Source organism: Rothia sp. HMSC062H08 (assembly GCF_001810775.1).
Taxonomy (GTDB): domain Bacteria; phylum Actinomycetota; class Actinomycetes; order Actinomycetales; family Micrococcaceae; genus Rothia.
Genome location: NZ_KV802668.1, coordinates 182,119 through 203,683 on the forward strand (window position 1 = coordinate 182,119; position 21,565 = coordinate 203,683).

Genomic DNA, 21,565 nt, shown 5'->3' on the forward strand with positions numbered 1-21,565 from the left:
GGGCATTTCTTTGTGCAAAATTTTCTGGGCATATTGCTCTGCGCGTTATATCTGCGCGGGTTCCCCCAGGCTCTGTAAACAACCTGAGGTCGAAAGTCCGTGAACGGCGCGCCTAGAAGAGCTTTTCACCCTCCGGGCTAACCGCCAGCGTAGCAGAAACAGCCGCATAGTTCGGGCCCACAATGCCGATGCTCTGAGTGAGCATCACACCGGAACCGTCGCGGGCACCGTGCTCGGTCGGCAGGGAACGAGCCACGCCGCCGGAGGATGCCGCCTTCGCCGGGCCCACGCCCACCCACGCCAGGGCCAGCTGGCTCTCACCGGTGAGGAATCGGTGCGCACGCACACCGCCGGTCGCGCGGCCCTTCTGCGGGTACTCGCTCAGGGCGGTGACCTTGGCGCTTGCTAGGCCGTCCTTGCCGTTGGTGACGGTCACGACCTCCGCCGCGTCGCCGGGCGCGGTCACACCCAGGGCGATGAGGCGGTCACCGTCGGCAAGCTTGATGCCTGCGATACCGCCACCGGTGCGTCCCTGCGGGCGGACCTTCGCCGCGTCGAAGGTCAGTAGCTTCGCGTCGCGAGTGACGAAGGTAAGAATCATATCGTCGGTGGGGCAGGGGGCGGCGGCTACGATTTCGTCGCCGTCCTTGAGCTTCATGATGTCCCACTCGGTCTGGTTCAGCGGGTAATCCGGGTTCAGGCGCTTGATCACGCCGCCCGCGGTTGCCAGCGCCAGCACCGTATTCAGCGGTACGAGGGCGACCAGCTTCTCACCCTTGGCGAGCTGAACCAGCTCGGCTGCCTTCACCGCCGACGCCATGGAGGGGGTGCCGCCGTTCTCGTCCAGCACCGCAATGTCCATGACGGACAGACGCACCATGCGTCCTGCGGAGGTCACGGCACCAATCTCGCCGCGCGCGGTGGTCGGCACAATCGAGGTGAACACGTCGTGCTTGAAGCGCTTGCCGGGATCCACGAGCGCCTCGCGGATGGGCTTGCCGGGGGTTCGCCCCATCATGCCGGAGGCAGAGAGCAGTACCCAGCACGGGTCGTCGGCGATCTCGAGGGCGAGGCCCAGGCTCTTCTTCGCCTTGGACTGCGCGGTAACCGCCTCGATGGCGACCTGCATGTCGTCCTTGGTCTTGAGCTGGGTGCGGCGGTCGGTGCCGTAGCGTTCGGCGACCTCGGCGAGCTCGTCGGAGACCAGCTCGCGCAACGCCGCATCGGAACCGAGAATGCGCTGCAGCTCAGCGATTTCCTGCTGCAGGGTGTCGCGTTCGGCCTCGAGCTCCAGGCGGGAGTACTTGGTGAGCTGACGCAGACGCAGCTCCAGAATGTGGTTCGCCTGGGTGTCGGTCAGGTCGAAGACGACCTTCAGCTTTTCGCGTGCCTGAGCGGTCTCGTCAGACTCGCGAATAATCTGGATGACCTCGTCAATGTCGAGGATTGCCACGAGCAGACCCTCCACCAGGTGCAGGCGGTCGGTGCGCTTGCCCAGGCGGAATTCGGTGCGGCGGCGGACCACGTTCAGGCGGTGGTCAATGTACACGCGCATCAGGTCGAGCAGGCCGAGGGTCTGCGGCTGACCGTCCACGAGCGCCACGTTGTTAATGCCGAAAGAGTCCTCGAGCGGGGTGTGCTTGTAGAGGGCGGCGAGCACCGCCTCCGGGTTGAAGCCGTTCTTGATTTCGATGACGAGGCGCAGACCGTTGGTGCGGTCGGTCAGGTCGACCACGTCGGAGATGCCGGTGAGCTTCTTGGAGTTGACGCCGTCCTTGATCTTTTCGATGACCTTTTCGGGGCCGACCATGTACGGCAGTTCGGTGACGACAATGCCCTGCTTGCGGGGGCTGACCTGCTCGATCGAGACCTTTGCGCGGGTCTTGAAGGTGCCGCGGCCGGTTTCGTAGGCGTCACGAATGCCTCCCAGACCCACGATGGTGCCGCCGGTGGGCAGGTCGGGGCCGGGGATGAACTTCATGATGTCTTTGAGGGTCGCCTCGGGGTGGGCGATGAGGTGGCGGGTACCGGCGATAACCTCGCGCAGGTTGTGCGGCGCCATGTTGGTTGCCATGCCGACCGCGATGCCGGTGGTGCCGTTGACGAGCAGGTTCGGGAACGCTGCGGGCAGCACGGAGGGCTGCATGAACTGGTTGTCGTAGTTCGGTACGAAGTCAACCACGTCTTCTTCGAGGTCCGCGGTGAGTGCCTGCGCGGCGGGCGCCATACGTGCTTCGGTGTATCGGGCGGCTGCCGGGCCGTCGTCGAGGGAGCCGAAGTTACCGTGACCGTCAACGAGGGGCAGGCGCAGCGCGAAGGGCTGAGCGAGGCGCACCATCGCGTCGTAGATGGCGGCGTCGCCGTGCGGGTGGAGCTTACCCATGACCTCGCCGGTCACGCGGGCGCTCTTGACGTGGCCCTTATCGGGGCGCAGACCCATCTGCTGCATCATGTAGAGGATGCGGCGCTGCACGGGCTTGAGGCCGTCGCGGGCGTCGGGGAGGGCGCGCGAATAAATCACCGAGTAGGAGTATTCCAGGAAGCTGGTTTCCATCTCGGCGGATACGTCGATGTCGACGATATTCTCTACCACATCCACCGGGTAGTCGCTGACGGCGGATTTGGATCGGCGAGCCATATATCTCCTCGTGTCGGTGTGTTTTCGCTCCTCCTATTTTAGCGGGTGGTAGCGGATGAGACGGGCTGGTTGGTCGGCGTCATCTGTGGGGTGCGCCAAGGCGGTTGCGGGGCAGTAACCGAAGCATACCGGGGGATTGCACACCGTCATATGAGCCTGTATTAGCGTGGTCAAGTAGCACAGCCCGGCTGGAACCCTCTAAGGTAGAGGGGAGTAATACCTAACCGCCCTCATCGTGTGCGCCGACCGACGTCGCCTCATGAGGGCACCGCACGAAAGAGGTACGATGTACGCCACCACCCCCGAACGCGAGCAATTGGTCGCAGACATTAAGCATGCCGGTTTCTACCCCGACCTCGTGCTGGAAGTGGTGGATGACGCGCTGGCGGGCATGAACCCGGACGCGCACTTCGTACAGCATGAAACCCACTTCTCCCGCGATGATTTTCACCGCCACATCACCGTGATGGTGCTCTGCGGCGAGCACGTCATCTTTGCGCACCTGGACGACCAGCACCTTGAGGGGGATGCGCAGGGTACCGTGGCGCACGTGAGCGTGGAGGCGGTGCACCTGAGCGCCCTGAACGCGGTCACCATCAGCTACGGTTTCAGCCAGCCGCAGGCGTACAACGCCGGTAGCACCGCACCGACCGAGATTTCCTTCCAGATTGCCTGGACCGGCTCCCTGCACGTGGAGCTGGCGCCCGCCGGTTGCCAGGATCCGCAGTGCAACGCCGACCACGGCTACACCGGTGATGCGCGCCGCGAGGACATTGCGGTACGTGTGTCTGCGACCGCTGACGGCCCGGAGTCGGTTCAGCGTGCGCAGCATTTTGCGCGTGCTCTGCACCGTGCCCGCATGTACGCAACCCGCCGATAACCACCGGCATCCCGCGCCTGCCACCCAACGGCGCTCGCGATTAGCACTCGCCACACCCTGAGAGACACACCCGAGAGGAACCTATGACGGCCCCGTCCCGCACCGAACAGCCCACCCTGCACGATGTTCTGGGAGCGCCGTTGCCTCCCGCGCCCGCCTACGGCAGCAATAGCATCGCCGATGTGCTGGAGTCCGCTTCCTCTCTGGTGGCTCAGCGAAGCCTGGCGCGCCCCGCGCACGCCCTGGATTCTGACCCGGCGTTCAACTCTGTTGCCGACCCGCTGAACCTTGCCGGCCGCCTCGCGGAGCAGGACGTTGATCCGGCGTCGTTCCGCCACGCCTGCGTGATCATGGTGGACGGCCTGGGCGAGCAGCTGCTCAACAGCTACGGCGGCTACGCGCCCGCCCTGCGTAAGACCCTGAACCTGGGCCCGCTGGACGCCGCGTTCCCCACCACGACCGCCGCCTCCCTGACCTCGCTGGGCACCGGCACGGCACCCGGCGCGCACGGCATTGCCGGCTACGAGGTGCGTAACCCGGCAGGTAATGGGGGAGTGGGCTCGGTCATGAACCACCTGTCCGGCTGGGATCAGTCGGTGGACCCGCACGCCTGGCAGCCGCTGCCGACCGTGCTGGAACGCCACCATACGAACCGCCGCGTGCTCACCATTTCGCTGGGTAAGTACCGCGGTACCGGCCTGACGGAGGCGGCGCTACGCGGCGGCGACTTCGTGGACGCCGTCGGCTACAACGCCCGCGTCACCTACGCCCTGGAGGCGCTCTCCAGTCGCACCCCCACCACCGTGTACCTGTACTGGGGCGAGATTGACGCGGCGGGCCACCGCTACGGCGTGGGCAGCGACGAATGGCTACAGCAGCTGGAGGAACTGAACTCGGCGCTGAAGCGTCTGGCGGAGCGCGCCCCGGCGTGGGCGGCACTCTTCGTGACCGCCGATCACGGCATGGTGAACGTGCCCGAGCATCAGCGCATCGACTACTCTGGCGTGGAGGAGCTGACCCGCAATATCGCCATGACCGCCGGTGAACCGCGCGCCGTGCACCTGTACCTCGAAGACACCTCGGAGGCGGCACGCACCGCCACCGCTCAGCGTTGGGCGCAGTACTGGGGCGAGCGCGCCTGGGTGATTGACTCTCGCGAGCTGATGCGTGCCGGCTACTTCGGCCCGGTCATCACGGATGCGGCGCGCGGCCGTATTGGCGACCTGATGGTGTGCGCTCGCGATGACTGGGCGCTGTACGATATGCGCCACTACCAGGAGCGTGCCCTGCACATGGTTGGTCAGCACGGTTCGCTCACGGACGCTGAGCGTCTGGTGCCGTTGCGCATGCTCAAGACCTTCTAAGATTCGGAAGAGCCCCGCTCAGCGGATACAGGCTGAGAAGATAGAAAAGCCGCCGGTTATTCACGCGAATAACCGGCGGCTTTCGTATGTCTAGATGCTCTCGTCTTGATGCCTCTATCGGGCGGCGCGAGGGCGGTCGCTTACTTGCGGCCGCCGAAGATGATGTCGTCCCAAGCGGGAACGCTCACGCGCTGCTTCTTCGAGGAAGACTTGGGCTTCTCCGATGCGGGAGCTTCAGCAGCTTCTGCGGGTGCGGATTCAGCCGGTGCTTCAGCAGGCTCTTCGGCGGGTGCGTGCTCGCTGTAATCTTCCGGTGCCGGATGCGCCGCGGGGGTGTGTGCGGCGGGTGCACCGGTCAGCGGGCCGCGGGCAGATGCAGCCTCGGCGGGCGCTTCAGTAGCGGGTGCTGCGGGTGCCGCAGGCTCTGCAACCGGTGCGGGTTCTTCAGCCTTCGGAGCTTCTGCCGGTGCAGCAGCTTCGGGTGCCTCAGCGGGCTGAGCGGACTCGCGGTGCACGAACACCTCGGGCTCCTCAACCTGCGCCGGGCGCACCGAGCGGGCGCGCTCCAAAAGCTCCTTGAGCTTACGCTCATCAGCGCTCTCAGAGGAAGTAAGGGGTGCCGGTGCGGGCTCGGGTGCCTTCGGCAGGCGGGCGGGAGGAACCTCCACGGGAGCCTTCTTCGCGGCGGCGGCAACAGCGTCCTCACTATTGCCCATCAGGAAGTACGCCGCCTCATTCGAAGCGTACAGGCCCTGGTTTGCCGGGTTGTACACCCAACGTGCGGGGAAGACGACCTGCGCGGGCAGGTTCTGACGCACCGAATCCTTCAGCGCAATATCAACCTCAACGCGCCACTGGCCGTTCTCCTGCTGGCGGGTGGTCCAGTCCTGAGTTGCATCCTCAAAACCGTAACGCTCGGAGACTTCCTCAATGCGGGCGCTCAGGGTCACGGGAATCTGTGCGGTACCCGAAGCGGAGCTGCGGCGACCAATCTTCACGCTCTGAGCGGCACGAATAATGTGGGCACGCTCAGCAACGATCGGCCACTCGTAGCGGCGCACGCGCTCCGGCTCCCAACCGGACTCTTCAGCGATTTCCTCAACGGAGGCACCCTGACGGAAACGGGTCTGAATATCGCGCGGACCGTAGGTGCCCTTAGCGCCCAGACCGCGGGCGGGCTGAATACGGCGAGCCTTGGTGATGCTCGTGCGCAGGTTCGCGTCAATCGGCAGCAAGAAACGGGTGCCGTCAGCAGACTCAAGCACCAGATTTTCGCCGTCATCGTGAACGCCAATCAGACGCAGTTCAAGCATGAGAACCTCCATAGGTGAACCGGACGCGTTCGTGAATGTGTTGCACGGAACGCAAACTACCTTCCAGGGTACCGTGAAAGCGCGGTAAATCAGTAGCGGAGGCGGGATTTTCCCCAAAAAAAGATGTACTTTTCGGACCGAAAAAGCTAGAATGTGACGCCTAAACCGTCCAAAGCCTACCCAGGATTAGACAAATAGGGTGCCAATGGTGAACAATACCTGGCATGCCGTCGGGGTTAAATCCTCACCAGCGGCACCTAGAGCACTCATTAAACCAGCGTGGCCTAGTTCAACACACAGCCACAGAACCAACGGAGCGTGAAAGTTTGGCAACTGATTACGATGCACCTCGCAAGCAGGACGAAGAGCAGAACGAAGAGTCCTACGAGGAGCTGAACGCCCGCCGTTCCGAGATGCAGTCCGGTGCGGTGGACGAAGACGAAAACAGCGCAGCAGAAAGCTTCGAGCTGCCCGGTGCTGACCTCTCCAACGAGGAGCTGAACGTTGTTGTTCTGCCCGCTCAGGACGACGAGTTCACCTGTGCATCCTGCTTCCTGGTGCGCCACCGCTCGCAGATTGCACGCGAAGAGGGCGGCCTGTCCTACTGCATCGAGTGCGAGGGCTAAAACTTTAGGGAAGGGCTAACACCCACCCGACATACACCTCATGACGGGGCGAGTGCCGAGTGCACCCGCCCCGTTGAGTATGTGAAAGCCGCGCACGTAAGAACAGCGCCGCGTCGCACCCAACACGGCACGCCGCCGCACGTGCTGAACGCGAACACGCAACGAAAACACCTCGTAGTAGAGCCTCAACACAGCGCGAGGTGATGGCACAGACACCCGCGAAAGGTTAGAGTATTGACCATGATGACCCCCGTAAACGTCCACATTAAGCTGCTCGATCCCGAGCTGCCCGCACCCGCCTACGCAAAGCCCGGTGACGCCGGCGCTGACCTGCGCTCCCGCATCGACTTCGAACTGGAGCCGGGCGAACGCGCCCTCGTCCCCACCGGCGTGGCAATTGCCCTGCCCGAAGGTTACGTTGGTCTGGTGCACCCGCGCTCCGGCCTGGCAACCAAGAACGGTATCACCATTGTTAACGCACCCGGCACCGTTGATTCCGGCTACCGCGGCGAGCTGATGGTCACCCTGCTCAACACTGACAAGACCAAGTCCTTCCACGTGCAGCGCGGCGACCGCATTGCCCAGCTGGTCATTCAGAAGTACAAGCACGCAACCTTTACCGTGGTGGATGAACTGGAACAGACCGAACGCGGCTCCAGCGGCTTCGGCTCCAGCGGAATCCACTAGTCTGCTCTCACCGCGATTGTCGCACGAGAGAAGAGAAGAAACCCCCGCACCCCGCGTGCGGTGAAAGTAGGAATACCATGTTCGGATTTGGTAAGAAGAAGCACGCCGAGGAGGCTGAAAAGGCCGCCATCGACAAGGCTGTCGCCGAAGAGATTGAGGAGACCAACGTCGAGGTTGAGGAGCTGAAGGAAGAGGAGAACTCTCCCGAGGTCATCAAGTACGACCGCGTCAACGGCCCGCACGATATTGAAGAAGTCACCGCCGAAGACCTCGAAGACTACGTCGACCTGGGTGCGCTGCGCATCAAGCTGCTCGACGGCATGAACCTGCGCCTCGAAACTGACGACGCAACCGGCGCGGTGATCGCCGCAACCATCACCCGTGACGGCGCAACCTTGCAGGTGCAGGCATTCGCCGCACCGCGCACCACCGGCATCTGGGACGACATCCGTCACGACCTGACCGAATCCGTCAAATCCCAGGGCGGCATCGTCGACATCTACGCCGGCGTATTCGGCGCCGAGATGCTGACCCGCCTGCCCGCCGTCACCCCGGACGGCCAGCCCGGCGAGCGCATCGCCCGCTTCGTGGGTGTGGACGGTCCCCGCTGGTTCCTGCGCGGCGTCATCTCCGGCGCGGCTGTGCTCGGTGACGATAAGGCTGCCGCCTCCGTGGAGGAAGTCTTCCGCACCGTCGTGGTGGACCGTGGTGACGAGCCGCGCCCGCCGCGCGAGCTGCTGCCCATGACTCTGCCCGCCGACCTGATCGTTGCGGCTGAGGAAGAGCCCGCCGTGGAGGAAGAAACCGAGAACGAGCACAGCAAGCTGCGCCCGATGCCTCGCCGCGGCCCTGAGATTACCGAGATTGGCTAATGCCTGAGTTCTCGAACTACCCGAGTGCGCTCGCGGTTCCTGAGGAGCAGATTCTTGCTCCCGGGTACCCCGAGCGCTTTCGCGTACGCCTTGCCGGACGCGTAGAGCAGGTGTGGTTGCCGACCGCCCAGGATAAGCCGATGTACCGTGCCGAGCTGGTGGTGGCTAAGTCGAAGCCTCTGCAGTGGTCGAGCCCGCTGGCGCTGATTGGTATGCCGATTGTGGAGCCGCCCGGTGAGGACTTCGAGGAGGAATCCGAGGACCCCGAGAAGCAGCACCATTTGAACACGGCGTCTTTGGCGACTGTGGCGGTGCAGGAGCCTCACGAGGTGTCTTTCCCGCCGTATGCGCCGTTCAACCCGGGGGATAGGGTGCTGCTGAAGTGGCAGGGGCAGCGGATGGTGCCCGGCGTGCTTGCCGGTGCGTTGTTGCGTTGTTCCGGTGTGGTGTCGGTGAGGGCTCATCAGCCGGTGATTTATAACCCGCGCTATGAGATCGTGCCGCAATTCTTTGCTGAGAAGGGAAAACATGAGCGCTGAGCAGTCTTCAACCCAGCCCGATCCGAACGCTAACCCCGCAACTAGCCCGGCTACTGACCCGGCGCAGGAGGAGAATCAGCTGGCGCAGAGCCTGAGCGCCTCCATGGGTGCGAATATGCGCCGCACCGCCAACGGCGATGTGGATATTCTGTACGCTATCGGCGGCTGGCGCGGCCTGGTGGAATCCTCCCTGCCCGCGGTGGCGTTCCTGGTGCTGTTCACCGTGACGAAGGAACTGAACCTGTCCCTGATTGCGGCGCTGGCTGCGGCGGGCGTGTTCACGCTGATTCGTCTGGTGCAGGGCTCTAAGCTGGTGAGTGCGCTGACCGGTCTGGTGGGCGTGGCGATTTGTGCGTTTGCCGCGTACCGTACCGGTAATGCGAGCGACTACTTTGTGGTGGGCTTCTGGACGAACGGCGTGTACATCCTGGCGTATCTGCTGTCGATGCTGGTGCGTTGGCCGCTGATGGGTCTGATTTTTGCGGTCATTCGCGGTGAGGCGCTGAGCTGGCGCCAGAACCCGGTACGCCTGCGCCAGTACATGCTGGCGACCTGGATTATTACCGTGCTAATGATGCTACGCCTTGCCGTGCAGGTGCCCCTGTATTTTGCGAATAATGTGGAGGCGCTGGGGGCGACCCGCCTGATTATGGGTCTGCCGCTGTACGCTTTGGGCGTGTGGCTGGCGTGGCGTGTGTCGGCTCCCGAGGAGGCGCTGGTGAGCGAGGACCCCGAGGCACTGGATGCTGAAGAAACTGAGGTGCCCGGAGATTCTGAAAGCTCCAAGAACCGCTAAATCATAGCCCGCAACTTCGTGAAATAGCTTCATAAAAGTAAGCGAAAGCCCTGGTACCCGTATGGGTGACCGGGGCTTTCGCCTCCTCAAAAACTTACGTATAAACGCTACCCAAAAACTTACGTATAAACGCTTACGCGAACAGCGCGCGAATCTGATCCTCACCGGCAATGGTCGTGATGAAGAACAGCTCGTCGCCGCCCTCAATCGCCACGTCGGCACTGGGCGGGATTGGCGCGCCGTCACGCAGGATCGCGGTGAGCACCGTATCAACGGGCCACTGCACGTGATCCACGCGGTAACCGATGACGGGGTGGTCATCCGGCACGGTGTACTCGGCGAGGGTCGCGCCGCCAGCCTGCAGGGTCAGCAGGCGCACCACGTCGCCGACTTCCACGGCTTCCTCAACGAGGGCGGTCATCAGACGCGGGGTGGACACGGCAACGTCCACGCCCCAGGAATCATCAAAGAGCCACTCATTACGCGGGTTGTTCACGCGCGCCACGGTGCGCGGCACACCAAACTCACTGCGCACCAGCAGGGAGACCATCAGGTTTGCCTTATCGTCACCGGTTGCGGCAACGACCACGTCCGCCTTGTTCGGGTGCACCTGGCGCAGTACGGACAGTTCGCAGGCGTCACCAATATGCCAGCGCACGCCGGGCAGATCGGCGCGCTTCTTGACTTCGGGCTTGGAATCGATGATGGTCACGTCGTGGCCGTTCATCATGAGCTCTTTAGCGATGGAGGCACCCACGGAACCGGCACCAACAATGAGGACCTTCACTTACTTCTCACCTTTCGAGGAATCACGATGGCGGCCGATGAGTTCGAGGGGGTCGGGCAGCTCCGGGGGAGTGTCACCGAGGTGGAATTCATGCTCGATAACGGGGCCGTCGTTGTGCGCCTGCTCGGCGGGTTTCTTCGGGGCGTGGGGGTGCTTGCGGTGGCCCGAGGCGGGGGCGTAGTTCGCCTCCACTTCTTCGTCTTCAACGCGCGGCGGGCGGGAGAGAATACGGGTTACGTCCGCAACGTCGTCGGTGCGCATCATGACGTGCACACTATCGCCCTGCTGGTAGGCGGAATCCGGGCGGGGGAGCATGCCCTCACCAAAGCGGGTGATGTAGGCGATGCGCACCCCGGCGGCACGTTCGATACTGGTCAGGGCGTGACCCGCCCAACCGTCGTCGAGCGGAATTTCGGTGAGCATGAGGCGGCCCGAGGGTTCGCGGAAGTCGCCCTTGAGCGCCTGCTCGGGTAGCAGGCGGCGCAGCACCTGGTCGGTGGACCAACGCACCGAAGCGACCGTGGGAATACCCATGCGCTGGAAAAACTCGGCGCGGTTCGGGTCGTACACACGCGCCACAACGTTCTTCACCTTGAACATTTCGCGTGCCACACGGGCGGCAATAATATTCGAGTTATCGCCCGAAGAGACGGCGGCAAAAGCGTACGCCTCGGTAATGCCGGCACGCTTGAGAGTGTCCTCATCAAAACCGACACCGGTTACCAGGCGGCCCTCAAAGCCTTTACGCAACGGCTGGAAAGCACGTTCGTCCTGGTCAATGACGGCGACCGTATGCCCCGAAGCTTCCAGAGTGCGCGCCAGCATGACGCCCACGCGTCCGGCACCCATAATGACGAAGTGAGGCATACATCCCTCCGAGTGTTGATGTTTTGTGTCGATAAGGCGTTACCGCCTACCTCTACCAGTGTAATGGGCGGGTGAGCCTCCACGCCGATGCCCCGTGATATTCCGCTCGCAATGCCCACTATTCGGCTGAATAAAATTGAGCTTTGAAGCCGCGACCGATAGCCTTAACAGCGTGAGGAATCGTTGGGATAGGATGCGCATCGCCCTGACCGGTCAGCCGGTCAGCACGCGAAATCTTTCGGCAGTCGCGCTGCCGAAGCGCTACGCCCTGCCTCTTTTCGGTGCCGACGGCATCTCTTCGGTCGCCTACGCAGCCGACCAGATGATCCTGACCCTTGCCGCTGCGGGTGCATCTGCGCTCGCTTTTTCACCCTGGATTGGTTTGGGTGTGGCGATGGTGGGTCTGCTGGTGATTGGCACGTACCGCTACAACATCAACCAGATTGCTTCTGAAGGCGATATTCAGCTGGTGCACCGCAAACTGGGTGCGCTGCCGTCGATTGTGATGGGTGCATCCTCGCTGATGGACTATATGCTCACGGTGGCGGTGTCTATGTCTTCGGCGTCCTCGTTTTTGGTGGCGTTGTATCCGCAGATTCAGGATTGGCGCACGCACATTGCGGTGCTACTCATTGTTGCGCTGACGTTGTTTGCGCTACGTGGCGTGCAGTTGCTGGGCAAGATTGCGTACTGGCCGCTGTATGTTTTCTTGGCACTGTTGGGAGCGACCCTCATTGTGGGTTGGATTCGTGCCGCCACGGGTACTCTGCCACTGGCTGAGTCTGCGACCTACGTGATTGCCCCCGAGCTCGAGACCCATTCGCTGGAGGGTCTGGCGCTGATGCTGCTTCTGGCGCGTTCTTTCTCTGCCGGCTTGGTGGCGTTCTCGGGTGTTTCTACGATTTCTAATTCGGTGAAGTATTTCCGCCGCCCGAAGAAATATAACGCGGCGGTCACCATGATGCTGATGGGCCTGATCACCTCGGTCCTGCTGGTGAGCCTGCTCGGTTTTGCGGCGGCAACCCGCGTGCACATGGTGCACGATACGACCCGTTTCTTGTTCATTGACGGGCACACGCCGGGGGAGTACTTCCACCAGAAACCTGCGCTGTACCAGGTGGCGTTGGCAATTTATCAGGGCGTGCCGTTCTTCGCGCAGCTGCTGGTATTCGCCACGGTGGGCGTGCTGATTATTGCCTCGCTGACGGCGTTTACGGGCTTCCCGGTGATTGCTTCGTCGCTGGCCGACTACCAGTACCTGCCGGTGTTCTTCCGCAGCGTGGATTCGCGCGGCCTGTACGCGAACGGTGTGCTGGCGCTGTCGGCATTCTCAATTTTCCTCACCACCGTTTTCAACTCGGACGTGTACTCACTGATTCAGCTGTACATCGTGGGCATGTGCCTGTCGATGGTGCTGGTTCAGCTGGCGGTGGTGCGCTACCGCATGCGTCTGCTGCGCATTACCCTGGCGCAGATGCCGCGCCGCGCCCTGCTGCGCGATATTGCGGTCTCTGCGGTGGGCGTGATGGTGACCGCCGCGGTGCTGGTCATCGTCGTGGTGACGAAGTTCGCCGCCGGTGCGTGGCTCTCCCTTGGAATGATTGCCCTGATGGTTGGAGGTATGGTTGTGACTCGCCGCCACTACGATGCTGTGGATGCCGCCCTGGACATCCCCCTGAACGCTGAATCCGTTGCGGATGTGGCGGCCCTGCCTTCGCGTGTGCACGCCATCGTGTACGTGGAGCGTGTGCGCCGCCCGGCGGTTCGTGCCCTCTCGTATGCGCGTGCCGGCCGCCCCTCCACGATTGAGGCGCTAACGGTCAACAATGACCGCGCCGCTCTGGAAGTCGTGAAGAAGCGCTGGTATGCCCTGGGCATTCCGGTGCCGCTGTCGGTGATTGATTCGCCGTACCGTGACACGGTGGAGGCTGTCGTTTCGTATGTTCGCCGCCGCCGCAAGAAGTCACCGCGCGATATTTTGGTGGTGTACCTCCCGGAGTTTGTGGTGAAGCACTGGTGGCAGCGTATTCTGCACCGCCGCACGGTGCGCCGCCTCAAGCAGGCGCTTTTGCACGAGCCTGGCGTCATGACGGCGACCGTGCCCTGGGCGATGCACGAGGATGAGGTGTATGATGAGATTTTTGATCAGCGTTTACAAAGCGAAGAATCAACGGTAGAAGCAGAAGGCCCAACGGAAGCTGTCGCCCCGAAGATTACTCGTTCAGCCGGTGGTGGCCGCGAGCTGATTCAGAGCAACCGCCACGCGGTGTACCGCGGTCGCCTGCACGAGGCGGACGCTGTGGCGCGCGAGAAGAAACGCCAGCCGTAACGTTTGCCCGGCGCTCAGCATAATTGCCCTGCGCCCACATTAATTGCCCAGCCCGGTCATTGGCCTGTGATGTGCTTGAGCACCCCCACATAGCGCCTGGACTTTGCCCTTTACGTCCTATTCGGCACCCCTTGCGGGGCGTCGGAATCGGAGTAAAGGTACAAACCGGTGTAAAATAATTCACATTAAGTGATTCTTTAGGAGACAATGCTGTGACTCACCCTGCTACCACGCCTGCCGCCTCCAACAACGTAGACGGATACAGCGTCGGGCAGACCCTCACCGTCACCTGTGAGGCTCCCGCGCACGGCGGCGCCTTCGTAGCGCGCACCGAACAGGGCGTCATCTTTGTGCGTCACGGCATCGTCGGCGAACAGGCTGAAGTGCGCATCACCGCGATTGGCCCCAAGCGCCGCTTCTACTTCGCGGACGTTATCTCCGTACCCGTACCCTCCCTGGCACGCCGCCCCCACCCCTGGATCCAGGCGGATGCGCTCGCCACCGAAGAGGAACGCGCCGCCGCCACCGGCGTACCCGAACTGCTCGGCGGCATGGAGTACGGCCACATCAACCTGGATGAGCAGCGACGCTACAAGACTGATATCGTCCGCACCCAAATCAACCGCCTGGGCGGCCTGCCCCTCGAATCGCCGTTGCTGACCAACCTCATGGTTGAAGAGCTGCCCCTGCGCGATAACAACGAGGGCCTGTCCTGGCGTACCCGCGTGCGCTACAACGTGACCAAGGTCCGCACCGAGCCCGGTAACGAGCCCAGCGACGAGCCCGGCAACCAGAAGAACACCGACCAGAAGAACAGCGTCGGCAAGAAGAGCCCCGCCGTCACCTGGCGCGTCGGTATGCACCCCTACCACGCCTCCCAGCCCGTACCGGTCGTAGACTTTCCCCTCGCCGCACTCGAACTGCGCAACCTAGAGCTTGAGAAACTGAACCTGCGCGGCGTACGCGAAGTCGAGGCAACCGTCTCCTCCCGCGGTAGGGTCCTCCTGCAGTTCATCGTTGACCCGCGCTTCTCCATCGAAGAGGTCGCCAAGGACATCGAACAGCAGGCAGCCGACGCCTGGGGACTGCTCGCCAAGCGCAAAATCTCGCTCTTCTTCACCCCGCAGTCCACCTCCAACGGCAAGCCCAAGCGCCGCCGCCCCGGCTCCTCCCACACCCCCTACCGCCGCGTACCCGAAGGCGACCAGCTGCTCGGCGCGGGCCTGCGCTCCGTCACCGAAGAAGTCACCTTCGGCTCCCGCCGATTCAGCTACCAGGTGTCCGCCGGCGGCTTCTGGCAGATTCACCGCGCCGCCCCCTCCACCATGGTCGGAACCATGCTCACCATGCTCCGCCCGCAGGAAGGCGAATGCACCCTCGACCTGTACGCCGGCGCGGGCCTGTTCACCGCCGCGCTCGCGGACGCCGTGGGCGCAACCGGTACCGTCATCAGTATTGAGGGCTCCCCGGTGACTCATAAGGATGCGCGCTCGAACTTCGCGCCGGATGGTTGCTCCCGCACCGAGAACTCTGCGGACACCCGCATTGAGGTGATTCGCGGCGACGTGGCACGCCATCTGGTGGATTTGAAGACCGCCCTTGAGTTTGGTGAAATCCCCGCTATTGATGCGGTGGTCCTTGACCCGTCCCGTGAGGGCGCGAACCGAACCACCCTGGAACGCCTGGATGCGCTGGACCCCAAGCGTATTCTGTACGTGGCGTGCGATCCGGCATCCCTGGGTCGTGACACCGGTATTTTGCGTGAGTTGGGTTGGGACATGGTGCAGCTTCGGGCGTTTGATATGTACCCGAATACGCATCACGTGGAGTCGGTGGCGCTTTTTGAGCGTGCCCCGGCGAAGCCTCGTCCGCGCCGCCGTCGCACCAAGTAGCGCGCAGCTAGTAGCCGTAACAAAGAAGCAAATAATCGCCGTGTTGGGCGGGTTGGGCTGTTCACCAGCCTGCCCACTAGGGGTTATTTCAGGCCGTTTTCGCTCAACCCGGTGCGTCTTGCTCTGCGGGCACATAAATCTGCTTTTTGGCACCGTAAACGGTAGAATCATTGAAGAACCAACGCACGGAATGAGCCGTGCCCCGACCTTGAGGAGTGTGGGTGTATGTCCGCTGAAAACGCATTGCCGCAGGAGGAGACCCCGAATAGCGCCGCCGGTGGCGCACCCACCGCCGACTACAGCATTGGCGATGGCGCCACTGCCAAGTTGCTCCCGGGTATTCAGTCCCCGGCGGACCTGCAGAACCTCAGCTACGAGCAGCTGGAGGAGCTCTCTAAGGAGATTCGCCAGTTCATCGTGACGAACGTGTCGGCGACCGGCGGTCACCTGGGCCCGAACCTGGGCGTTGTGGAGCTGACCCTCGGCATTCACCGTGTCTTCGAATCTCCCAAGGACAACATTCTTTTCGACACCGGCCACCAGTCCTATGTGCATAAGCTGGTGACTGGTCGTCACGCGTTTAAGACGCTGCGTCAGAAGGGCGGCCTGTCCGGCTACCCGGATCGTGGCGAGTCTGAGCACGACATTATTGCTTCTTCGCACGCATCCAGCTCGATTTCGTGGGCTGACGGTATTTCTCGCGCGCACAAGCTCAACGGTGAAGATGACCGCTACACCGTGGTCCTCATTGGTGACGGCGCGCTGACCGGCGGCATGGCGTGGGAGGCTGTGAACAATATTGCTGCCGACCGCACCCGCAAGGTCGTGATTGTGGTCAACGATAACGGCCGCTCCTACGCGCCGACCATTGGCGGTTTCGCGAACCAGCTGTCTGAACTCAAGCACGGTGTGCAGCAGCAGGTGGATCGCGTGCGCCTCGATCACCGCTACGACAACGCCCTGGATGCAGTGCGCATCGGCCTGCAGCGTGGCGGCCCCGTCGGTCAGATGGTGTACCGCGGCCTGCACGGCATGAAGGCGGGCATTAAGGACGTCGTCGTGCCCAAGGGTATTTTCGAAGACCTGGGCATGAAGTACGTGGGCCCCATTGACGGCCACGACCAGCAGGCTGTGGAGAACGCGCTGACCGCGGCAAAGAACTACGCCGGCCCGGTCATCGTGCACGCCATTACCGAGAAGGGCCACGGCTACGCACCCGCCCGCGCGAACGAGGACGACCAGTTCCACGCGGTGGGCCAGATTGACCCGCTGACCGGTGAGGATGTTTCGACCAGCACCTCCGAGTCGTGGACCGGTGTCTTTGGTAGCGAAATCGCAGATATTGCGGATGAGCAGGAGAACGTCGTCGGTATTACCGGCGCGATGCTCATTCCCGTGGGTCTGCGCGAATTCCAGAAGCGCCACCCCGAGCGCGTTATTGACGTAGGTATCGCTGAGCAGCACGCCGTGGCGATGAGTGCAGGCCTGGCGTACGGCGGCATGCACCCGGTGGTTGCTCTCTACGCAACCTTCCTGAACCGCGGCTTTGACCAGCTGCTCATGGACGTTGCCCTGCACAAGGCGGGCGTGACCGTGGTGCTGGACCGCTCCGGCATTACCGGCCCGGACGGTGCAAGCCACCACGGCATGTGGGATTTGGCGATGCTGCAGTTCATTCCGGGCCTGCACCTGGCGGCTCCGCGTGATGGCGCGACCCTGCGCGAAGAGCTGCGTGAGGCTGTAGCTATTAACGACGCACCGACCGTGATTCGCTACCCGAAGGGCTCCGTGGGCGAGGACATTCCCGCCCTGGAGCGCCGCAGCGACGGCGTGGACGTGCTGGCACGCACCGGTGAACCCCACCCGGAAACCGGTCAGCGTGACGTGCTGTTCGTTGCCGTGGGCGCTATGGCTCGCGTGGCTCTGGAAGCCTCCAAGGTGCTTGCCGCCGAGGGCATCCAGTCCACCGTGGTTGACCCGCGCTGGGTGATGCCGGTGCCGTCTTCGGTCGTTGAGCTGGCTCGTGATCACCGCATTGTGGTGACCATTGAGGACGGCGTGCGTTCCGGCGGCGTGGGTTCGCGCATCCGCCAGGAAATGCGTGCGGCTGGCGTGGATACCGCGCTGAGCGAGCTGGGTCTTCCGGCGGAGTTCATTCCGCATGCTTCTCGCGAGCAGATTCTGGAGGAGGTCGGCCTGACCGCCGAAACCATTATCGCGGATTTGCGTGCGCAACTGGCTGGCGATAAGGTTCCGTTCGCTCGTGAAGAGGGTCAGAAGCCGCGACACACCCGCTAAGCGGTCGTATCTGAGATGTGCTGCCTAAGCTTCTCTCAGTAGCGCGCCGCAATAGTAGGCATCAGTAGCGGGCACCATAAGACAGCACAAAGCCCCGCCCATCGATTGTGATGGGTGGGGCTTTCTTACACGTATTCTGAACTGCCGGTTTAGGAGTTGCCGGTGCCGCTAACGAAAAGCTTGCCGCCCTTCTCCTGCACCGGGTAGCTGGCAAGGGGTGACTCCGCGGGGCCGTGCACGACCGAGCCGTCAGCTACAGCGAACTCGGAGCCGTGGCAGGGGCACACGATGCGGTTGGAATCCTGCACCTGCACCTGGCAGCCCTGGTGGGTGCAGACGGTGCTGAACGCCTTGTACTCACCCGCGGACGGCTGGGAGACGATCACGGTCGTGGAGCCGTGGGTCAGTCGTGCCGCTTTGCCCACGCCCACTGCGGAGGCGGAACCTACCTCAACGGTGCCTTCGGGCGCGGTAACGTTGGAGTCACCTTCAGCGCAGGAGGCGAGCAACGCACCGGATGTGACGGCGCCGGTGATGAGGGTTGCGCGGCGGGAGAAGACGCGCGCAGAAGAATCAGTTTCTGTGGTATCGACTGCGGTGTCGACGGTTGCAGATTCAGTAGCAGGGGAGGCGCATGCCTTCTGAGAGCGGCAGCATCCGTTGGGTGCGGGCATGGTGGTTCCTTTCGTGTACTCTCTCCACCCTATGCCGGTTTGGGACAAAAATCGAATGAGAGCAGGCTAAGCTTGGTTCACGTTTGCACCGGAGACAAACTGCTGAGGCAAAATACCGGGACAAACTACCGTGTCAAACTCCCGAGGCACACAAAATGCCGGTCGGGCGGTCGCATCAGCAACACACCCAACCGGCACGCACATCTATTCAACGTTAGAGAAATCTACCCCAGGTGGCGAGCAAAAATCGGCGCAATCACGGGGGCAACCAGACCCGTCTGCCACGAACGCGCACCGTACTCGGCGAGCGCATCCCGCAAGGTCTGCTCGTCAAAACGAGCCGGCGGCTCCCAGCAGAGGCGGCGAACATAATCGGTCGTGATCAGGTTCTGCGCCGGAATGGTCAGCTTCTCCGACAGCTCATCAATCGCCTGACGAACCTCGGTGAACAGCGCCAAGTTCTCGGGGCGCTTAGACTCCCACGCCTTCAACGGCGGCGGGGCAGTCGACGGCAAAGTGAACGGTACAGCGTTCTCACCGCGTGCCGCCGCAGCAATAGCACGCACCCAACGCGGTCCCTCACGACGCAAACCACGCGTCTGAAAACCAGGGATCGCCATAATAGCGGGCACGTTACGCGGCATGGTGCGTGCCGCCTCCACAATCGCAGAGTCGGGCAGCAGACGCTTCGCGTCAACGTCCTTCTTACGCGCCAGCGAGTCACGCTCAAGCCACAGGTTACGCAGCGCCGTCAGCTGCTTGACCGAACGCAACATCGTGCGGCCCTTCGTCTTACGCCAACGCTCCGGCTGATCCGTCGGATCTTTCACCGGGGTCTTGCACAGGTACTCGAACTCCTCCAGGGCGTACTGCAGCTTACCCTGCTGGCGGAGCAAATCCTCCAACGCGTCACGCAAATCAATGAGCACGTCAACGTCCAGCAGCGCATAGTTCAGCCACGACTCCGGCAGGGGACGGCGCGACCAGTCTTCCTTCGAGTGCTTCTTCGCCAGCTTATAGCCGAGCAGCTCCTCAACGGTCGCACCCAGGTTCACGCGCTCCAGACCGGCAAGACGCGCACCAAGCTCCGTATCAAACAGACGGTTCGGGCGCATACCGAGCATGTCCAGGCTCGGGAAGTCCTGAATTGCGGCGTGAATAACCCACTCAGCATCCGCCAGAGCATCGTTAATAATGCGCAGATCCTTAAACGCCTCAGGGTCAATCAGGTACAGCTGATCTTCACGCTTAAGCTGCACCAAAAAAGCACGCGAACCGTAGCGGATGCCCTGGGCACGCTCAGTATCAACAGCCACCGGGCCGGACGCCGCCGCCAACTGCTCAGCGGCACGACGCAGACCGCTCTCAGTGGTGATGAGAGTCGGAATCGGTGCGGAAGGGGTCTCCAGAGGAACAACGTCCGGAACTTCGATACCGTTAAGGGTCAGCTGAGGGGTGCCTGCGGCATTCTGTTCAGCTGCGGTACTCATGCACTCAATCCTTTTCCTCTGCCTGGTTCGACGCGCCCATACGATGGGCCAAATGCCCGGGTAGGCGTACGCCCGAGCAAACATGAGCCCGGGCGGGGTGACGTGCCCGCGAAGGCACTACGCCATTCTACCCGCCCGAGCTTAAAGCCTCGAATTTAGAGAGACTCACAATAAGGGGTTCACCTGCGTGCCTGCTGGGGGGGGGGTATCGCCGGGGTTTATTCGGCGGATTCCGCCTCGTCAACCGGAGTATCACCAGGCTGTGCTTTATCAGGCGCGGCTTCACCAGCCGGGGCCAGCGTCAGACACACCGAATTAATGCAATACCGCAAATCCGTGGGAGTCGGGTAGCCCTCACCCTCAAACACGTGACCCAGGTGCGAATCGCAGGCGGCGCAACGCACCTCCACGCGGCGCATACCGAAGGTCGTGTCCTCCAAGTAACGCACACGGTCCTCAGCCAGCGGCGCGAAAAACGACGGCCAACCACAATGCGAATCGAACTTCTGATCGGAACGGAACAGCTCCGTACCGCAGGCACGGCAAGAATACACACCCTCCGTGTGAGTGTTCCAGTACTCGCCGCTGAATGCGCGCTCGGTGCCGCCCTCACGCAGAACAGCGTACTCTTCAGGCTTGAGCACTTCACGCCAGTTCTTGGCGATAGCACCCACGCCGGGTAGCGAATTGCCCATCATGACTCCTTCAGTTTGCTCTCATGCCCAGGCTCTTACGGCATATGTAACGCCGCGGCCGGGCGGATTATTCCCGCTACGCGCGGACTAAGCACGGATGTCAGCGTACTTGCCGTTGGTGAGCTTCAGCAGGTCGTCCGGGGCGAGCTCAACGTCCAGGCCGCGCTTACCGCCAGAGACCATGATCGTGTCAAAAAGCTGCGCAGACTCATCAAGCAGGGTGGGGGAGGGGGTCTTCTGGCCCAGCGGAGAAATACCGCCCACTACGTAGCCGGTGCGGCGCTCAGCGACCTTCGGGTCGCACATGGAGGCGCTCTTCCAGCCGAGGGCAGCGGCGGCAGCCTTAATGTTCAGCTTGCCAGAGACCGGCACAATCGCGACGGCGAAATCCTTCTCGTGCACGATCAGCAGGGTCTTGAACACCTGCTCCTCGGAGGCGCCGAGGTTCTTCGCGGCCTCTTCACCGAAGGAGGTGACGCCCTCAACGTGCTCGTATTCACGCATCTGGAAGGGGGTGTTCGTCTCGGTCAGCAGTGCTACGGCGGCGGTTGCTGCGCCGCTCTTCTTACCTTTAGTTTTCTTAGCCATACAACCATTTTACGGAAGACGCCATGCGCCGATACCTATGCGCCGAGAAGCCACATGTGTTTCGAAAAGCCACTTCTTTGGTGGCTTCTCGAAACACATGTGGCTTCTCAAAGGTTATGGGGTTATTTCAGTAGCCCTTTTTCCTTCAGCTGCTCTTGAGAAAGCGAGCCAACGACAGTCCAAAATCCATCTGAATATTGGAGAATGTAAGCGCCGCTATCGTCCCCCTC

General features: G+C 62.5%; 18 protein-coding genes. 10 read left to right on the forward strand and 8 right to left on the reverse strand.

Annotated elements, in window-relative coordinates; all coding sequences use genetic code 11:
• Positions 1-112 precede the first annotated feature (112 nt).
• On the reverse strand, positions 113-2,638 hold the full coding sequence (locus tag HMPREF2765_RS05860; RefSeq protein WP_049346342.1) for a DNA gyrase/topoisomerase IV subunit A: 2,526 nt from the start codon (positions 2,636-2,638) through the stop codon (positions 113-115).
• A gap of 286 nt (positions 2,639-2,924) precedes the next feature.
• Between HMPREF2765_RS05860 and HMPREF2765_RS05865 the strand changes: the two genes are divergently transcribed.
• Together HMPREF2765_RS05865 and HMPREF2765_RS05870 are read left to right on the forward strand one after the other, a co-directional pair.
• The gene (locus HMPREF2765_RS05865; RefSeq protein WP_044150558.1) at positions 2,925-3,518 is read left to right on the forward strand and encodes a DUF5998 family protein; all 594 of its coding nucleotides are present in this window, start codon (positions 2,925-2,927) and stop codon (positions 3,516-3,518) included.
• A gap of 83 nt (positions 3,519-3,601) precedes the next feature.
• Positions 3,602-4,882, forward strand: coding sequence for an alkaline phosphatase family protein (locus tag HMPREF2765_RS05870; protein ID WP_049346344.1), 1,281 nt, complete (start codon positions 3,602-3,604; stop codon positions 4,880-4,882).
• A gap of 140 nt (positions 4,883-5,022) precedes the next feature.
• On the opposite strand, the gene sepH is transcribed toward HMPREF2765_RS05870, so the two are convergent.
• Positions 5,023-6,195, reverse strand: a complete 1,173-nt coding sequence (gene sepH, locus HMPREF2765_RS05875) for a septation protein SepH (RefSeq protein ID WP_210389025.1) — start codon at positions 6,193-6,195, stop codon at positions 5,023-5,025.
• A gap of 326 nt (positions 6,196-6,521) precedes the next feature.
• Between sepH and HMPREF2765_RS05880 the strand changes: the two genes are divergently transcribed.
• The 5 genes from HMPREF2765_RS05880 (at position 6,522) to HMPREF2765_RS05900 (ending at position 9,715) form a co-directional block, all read left to right on the forward strand.
• Positions 6,522-6,821, forward strand: coding sequence for a DUF4193 domain-containing protein (locus HMPREF2765_RS05880; protein ID WP_005506382.1), 300 nt, complete (start codon positions 6,522-6,524; stop codon positions 6,819-6,821).
• A gap of 240 nt (positions 6,822-7,061) precedes the next feature.
• Complete coding sequence (gene dut, locus HMPREF2765_RS05885) at positions 7,062-7,508, forward strand: dUTP diphosphatase (protein WP_070604867.1); 447 nt, start codon at positions 7,062-7,064, stop codon at positions 7,506-7,508.
• Positions 7,509-7,585: 77 nt separating this feature from the next.
• Entirely contained in the window at positions 7,586-8,380 is a 795-nt protein-coding gene (locus HMPREF2765_RS05890; protein WP_070604669.1) for a DUF3710 domain-containing protein, read from the forward strand.
• Positions 8,380-8,919 (forward strand): asparaginase, encoded by a 540-nt coding sequence (locus HMPREF2765_RS05895; protein ID WP_070604671.1) that lies wholly within the window; start codon positions 8,380-8,382, stop codon positions 8,917-8,919. The genes HMPREF2765_RS05890 and HMPREF2765_RS05895 overlap by 1 nt, the downstream gene beginning before the upstream one ends.
• The gene (locus HMPREF2765_RS05900; RefSeq protein WP_070604673.1) at positions 8,909-9,715 is read left to right on the forward strand and encodes a DUF3159 domain-containing protein; all 807 of its coding nucleotides are present in this window, start codon (positions 8,909-8,911) and stop codon (positions 9,713-9,715) included. The genes HMPREF2765_RS05895 and HMPREF2765_RS05900 overlap by 11 nt, the downstream gene beginning before the upstream one ends.
• A 133-nt stretch (positions 9,716-9,848) precedes the next feature.
• Here the strand turns inward: HMPREF2765_RS05900 and HMPREF2765_RS05905 are convergent, their stop codons facing one another.
• Positions 9,849-10,502, reverse strand: coding sequence for a potassium channel family protein (locus HMPREF2765_RS05905; protein ID WP_005506372.1), 654 nt, complete (start codon positions 10,500-10,502; stop codon positions 9,849-9,851).
• Positions 10,503-11,369, reverse strand: coding sequence for a potassium channel family protein (locus HMPREF2765_RS05910; RefSeq protein WP_049337398.1), 867 nt, complete (start codon positions 11,367-11,369; stop codon positions 10,503-10,505).
• A 193-nt stretch (positions 11,370-11,562) separates the two neighbouring features.
• On the opposite strand from HMPREF2765_RS05910, the gene HMPREF2765_RS05915 reads away from it, so the two are divergent.
• From HMPREF2765_RS05915 to dxs, 3 genes are all read left to right on the forward strand, one after another.
• On the forward strand, positions 11,563-13,698 hold the full coding sequence (locus HMPREF2765_RS05915; protein ID WP_070593498.1) for an APC family permease: 2,136 nt from the start codon (positions 11,563-11,565) through the stop codon (positions 13,696-13,698).
• 212 nt (positions 13,699-13,910) lie between these two features.
• The gene (locus HMPREF2765_RS05920) at positions 13,911-15,590 is read left to right on the forward strand and encodes a class I SAM-dependent RNA methyltransferase (protein WP_070604676.1); all 1,680 of its coding nucleotides are present in this window, start codon (positions 13,911-13,913) and stop codon (positions 15,588-15,590) included.
• A 225-nt stretch (positions 15,591-15,815) separates the two neighbouring features.
• Positions 15,816-17,888 (forward strand): 1-deoxy-D-xylulose-5-phosphate synthase, encoded by a 2,073-nt coding sequence (gene dxs, locus HMPREF2765_RS05925; RefSeq protein WP_080974454.1) that lies wholly within the window; start codon positions 15,816-15,818, stop codon positions 17,886-17,888.
• 149 nt (positions 17,889-18,037) lie between these two features.
• Here dxs and HMPREF2765_RS05930 read toward each other — a convergent pair whose 3' ends face one another.
• The 4 genes from HMPREF2765_RS05930 to ybaK all read right to left on the reverse strand — a co-directional run bounded on the left by HMPREF2765_RS05930 (position 18,038) and on the right by ybaK (position 21,335).
• Positions 18,038-18,562, reverse strand: a complete 525-nt coding sequence (locus tag HMPREF2765_RS05930) for a Rieske (2Fe-2S) protein (RefSeq protein ID WP_070604678.1) — start codon at positions 18,560-18,562, stop codon at positions 18,038-18,040.
• 224 nt (positions 18,563-18,786) lie between these two features.
• The gene (locus HMPREF2765_RS05935; protein ID WP_049345141.1) at positions 18,787-20,052 is read right to left on the reverse strand and encodes an HRDC domain-containing protein; all 1,266 of its coding nucleotides are present in this window, start codon (positions 20,050-20,052) and stop codon (positions 18,787-18,789) included.
• 218 nt (positions 20,053-20,270) lie between these two features.
• On the reverse strand, positions 20,271-20,747 hold the full coding sequence (gene msrB / locus HMPREF2765_RS05940) for a peptide-methionine (R)-S-oxide reductase MsrB (protein ID WP_070604679.1): 477 nt from the start codon (positions 20,745-20,747) through the stop codon (positions 20,271-20,273).
• An 87-nt stretch (positions 20,748-20,834) separates the two neighbouring features.
• On the reverse strand, positions 20,835-21,335 hold the full coding sequence (gene ybaK, locus HMPREF2765_RS05945; protein ID WP_005506356.1) for a Cys-tRNA(Pro) deacylase: 501 nt from the start codon (positions 21,333-21,335) through the stop codon (positions 20,835-20,837).
• Positions 21,336-21,565: the final 230 nt, after the last annotated feature.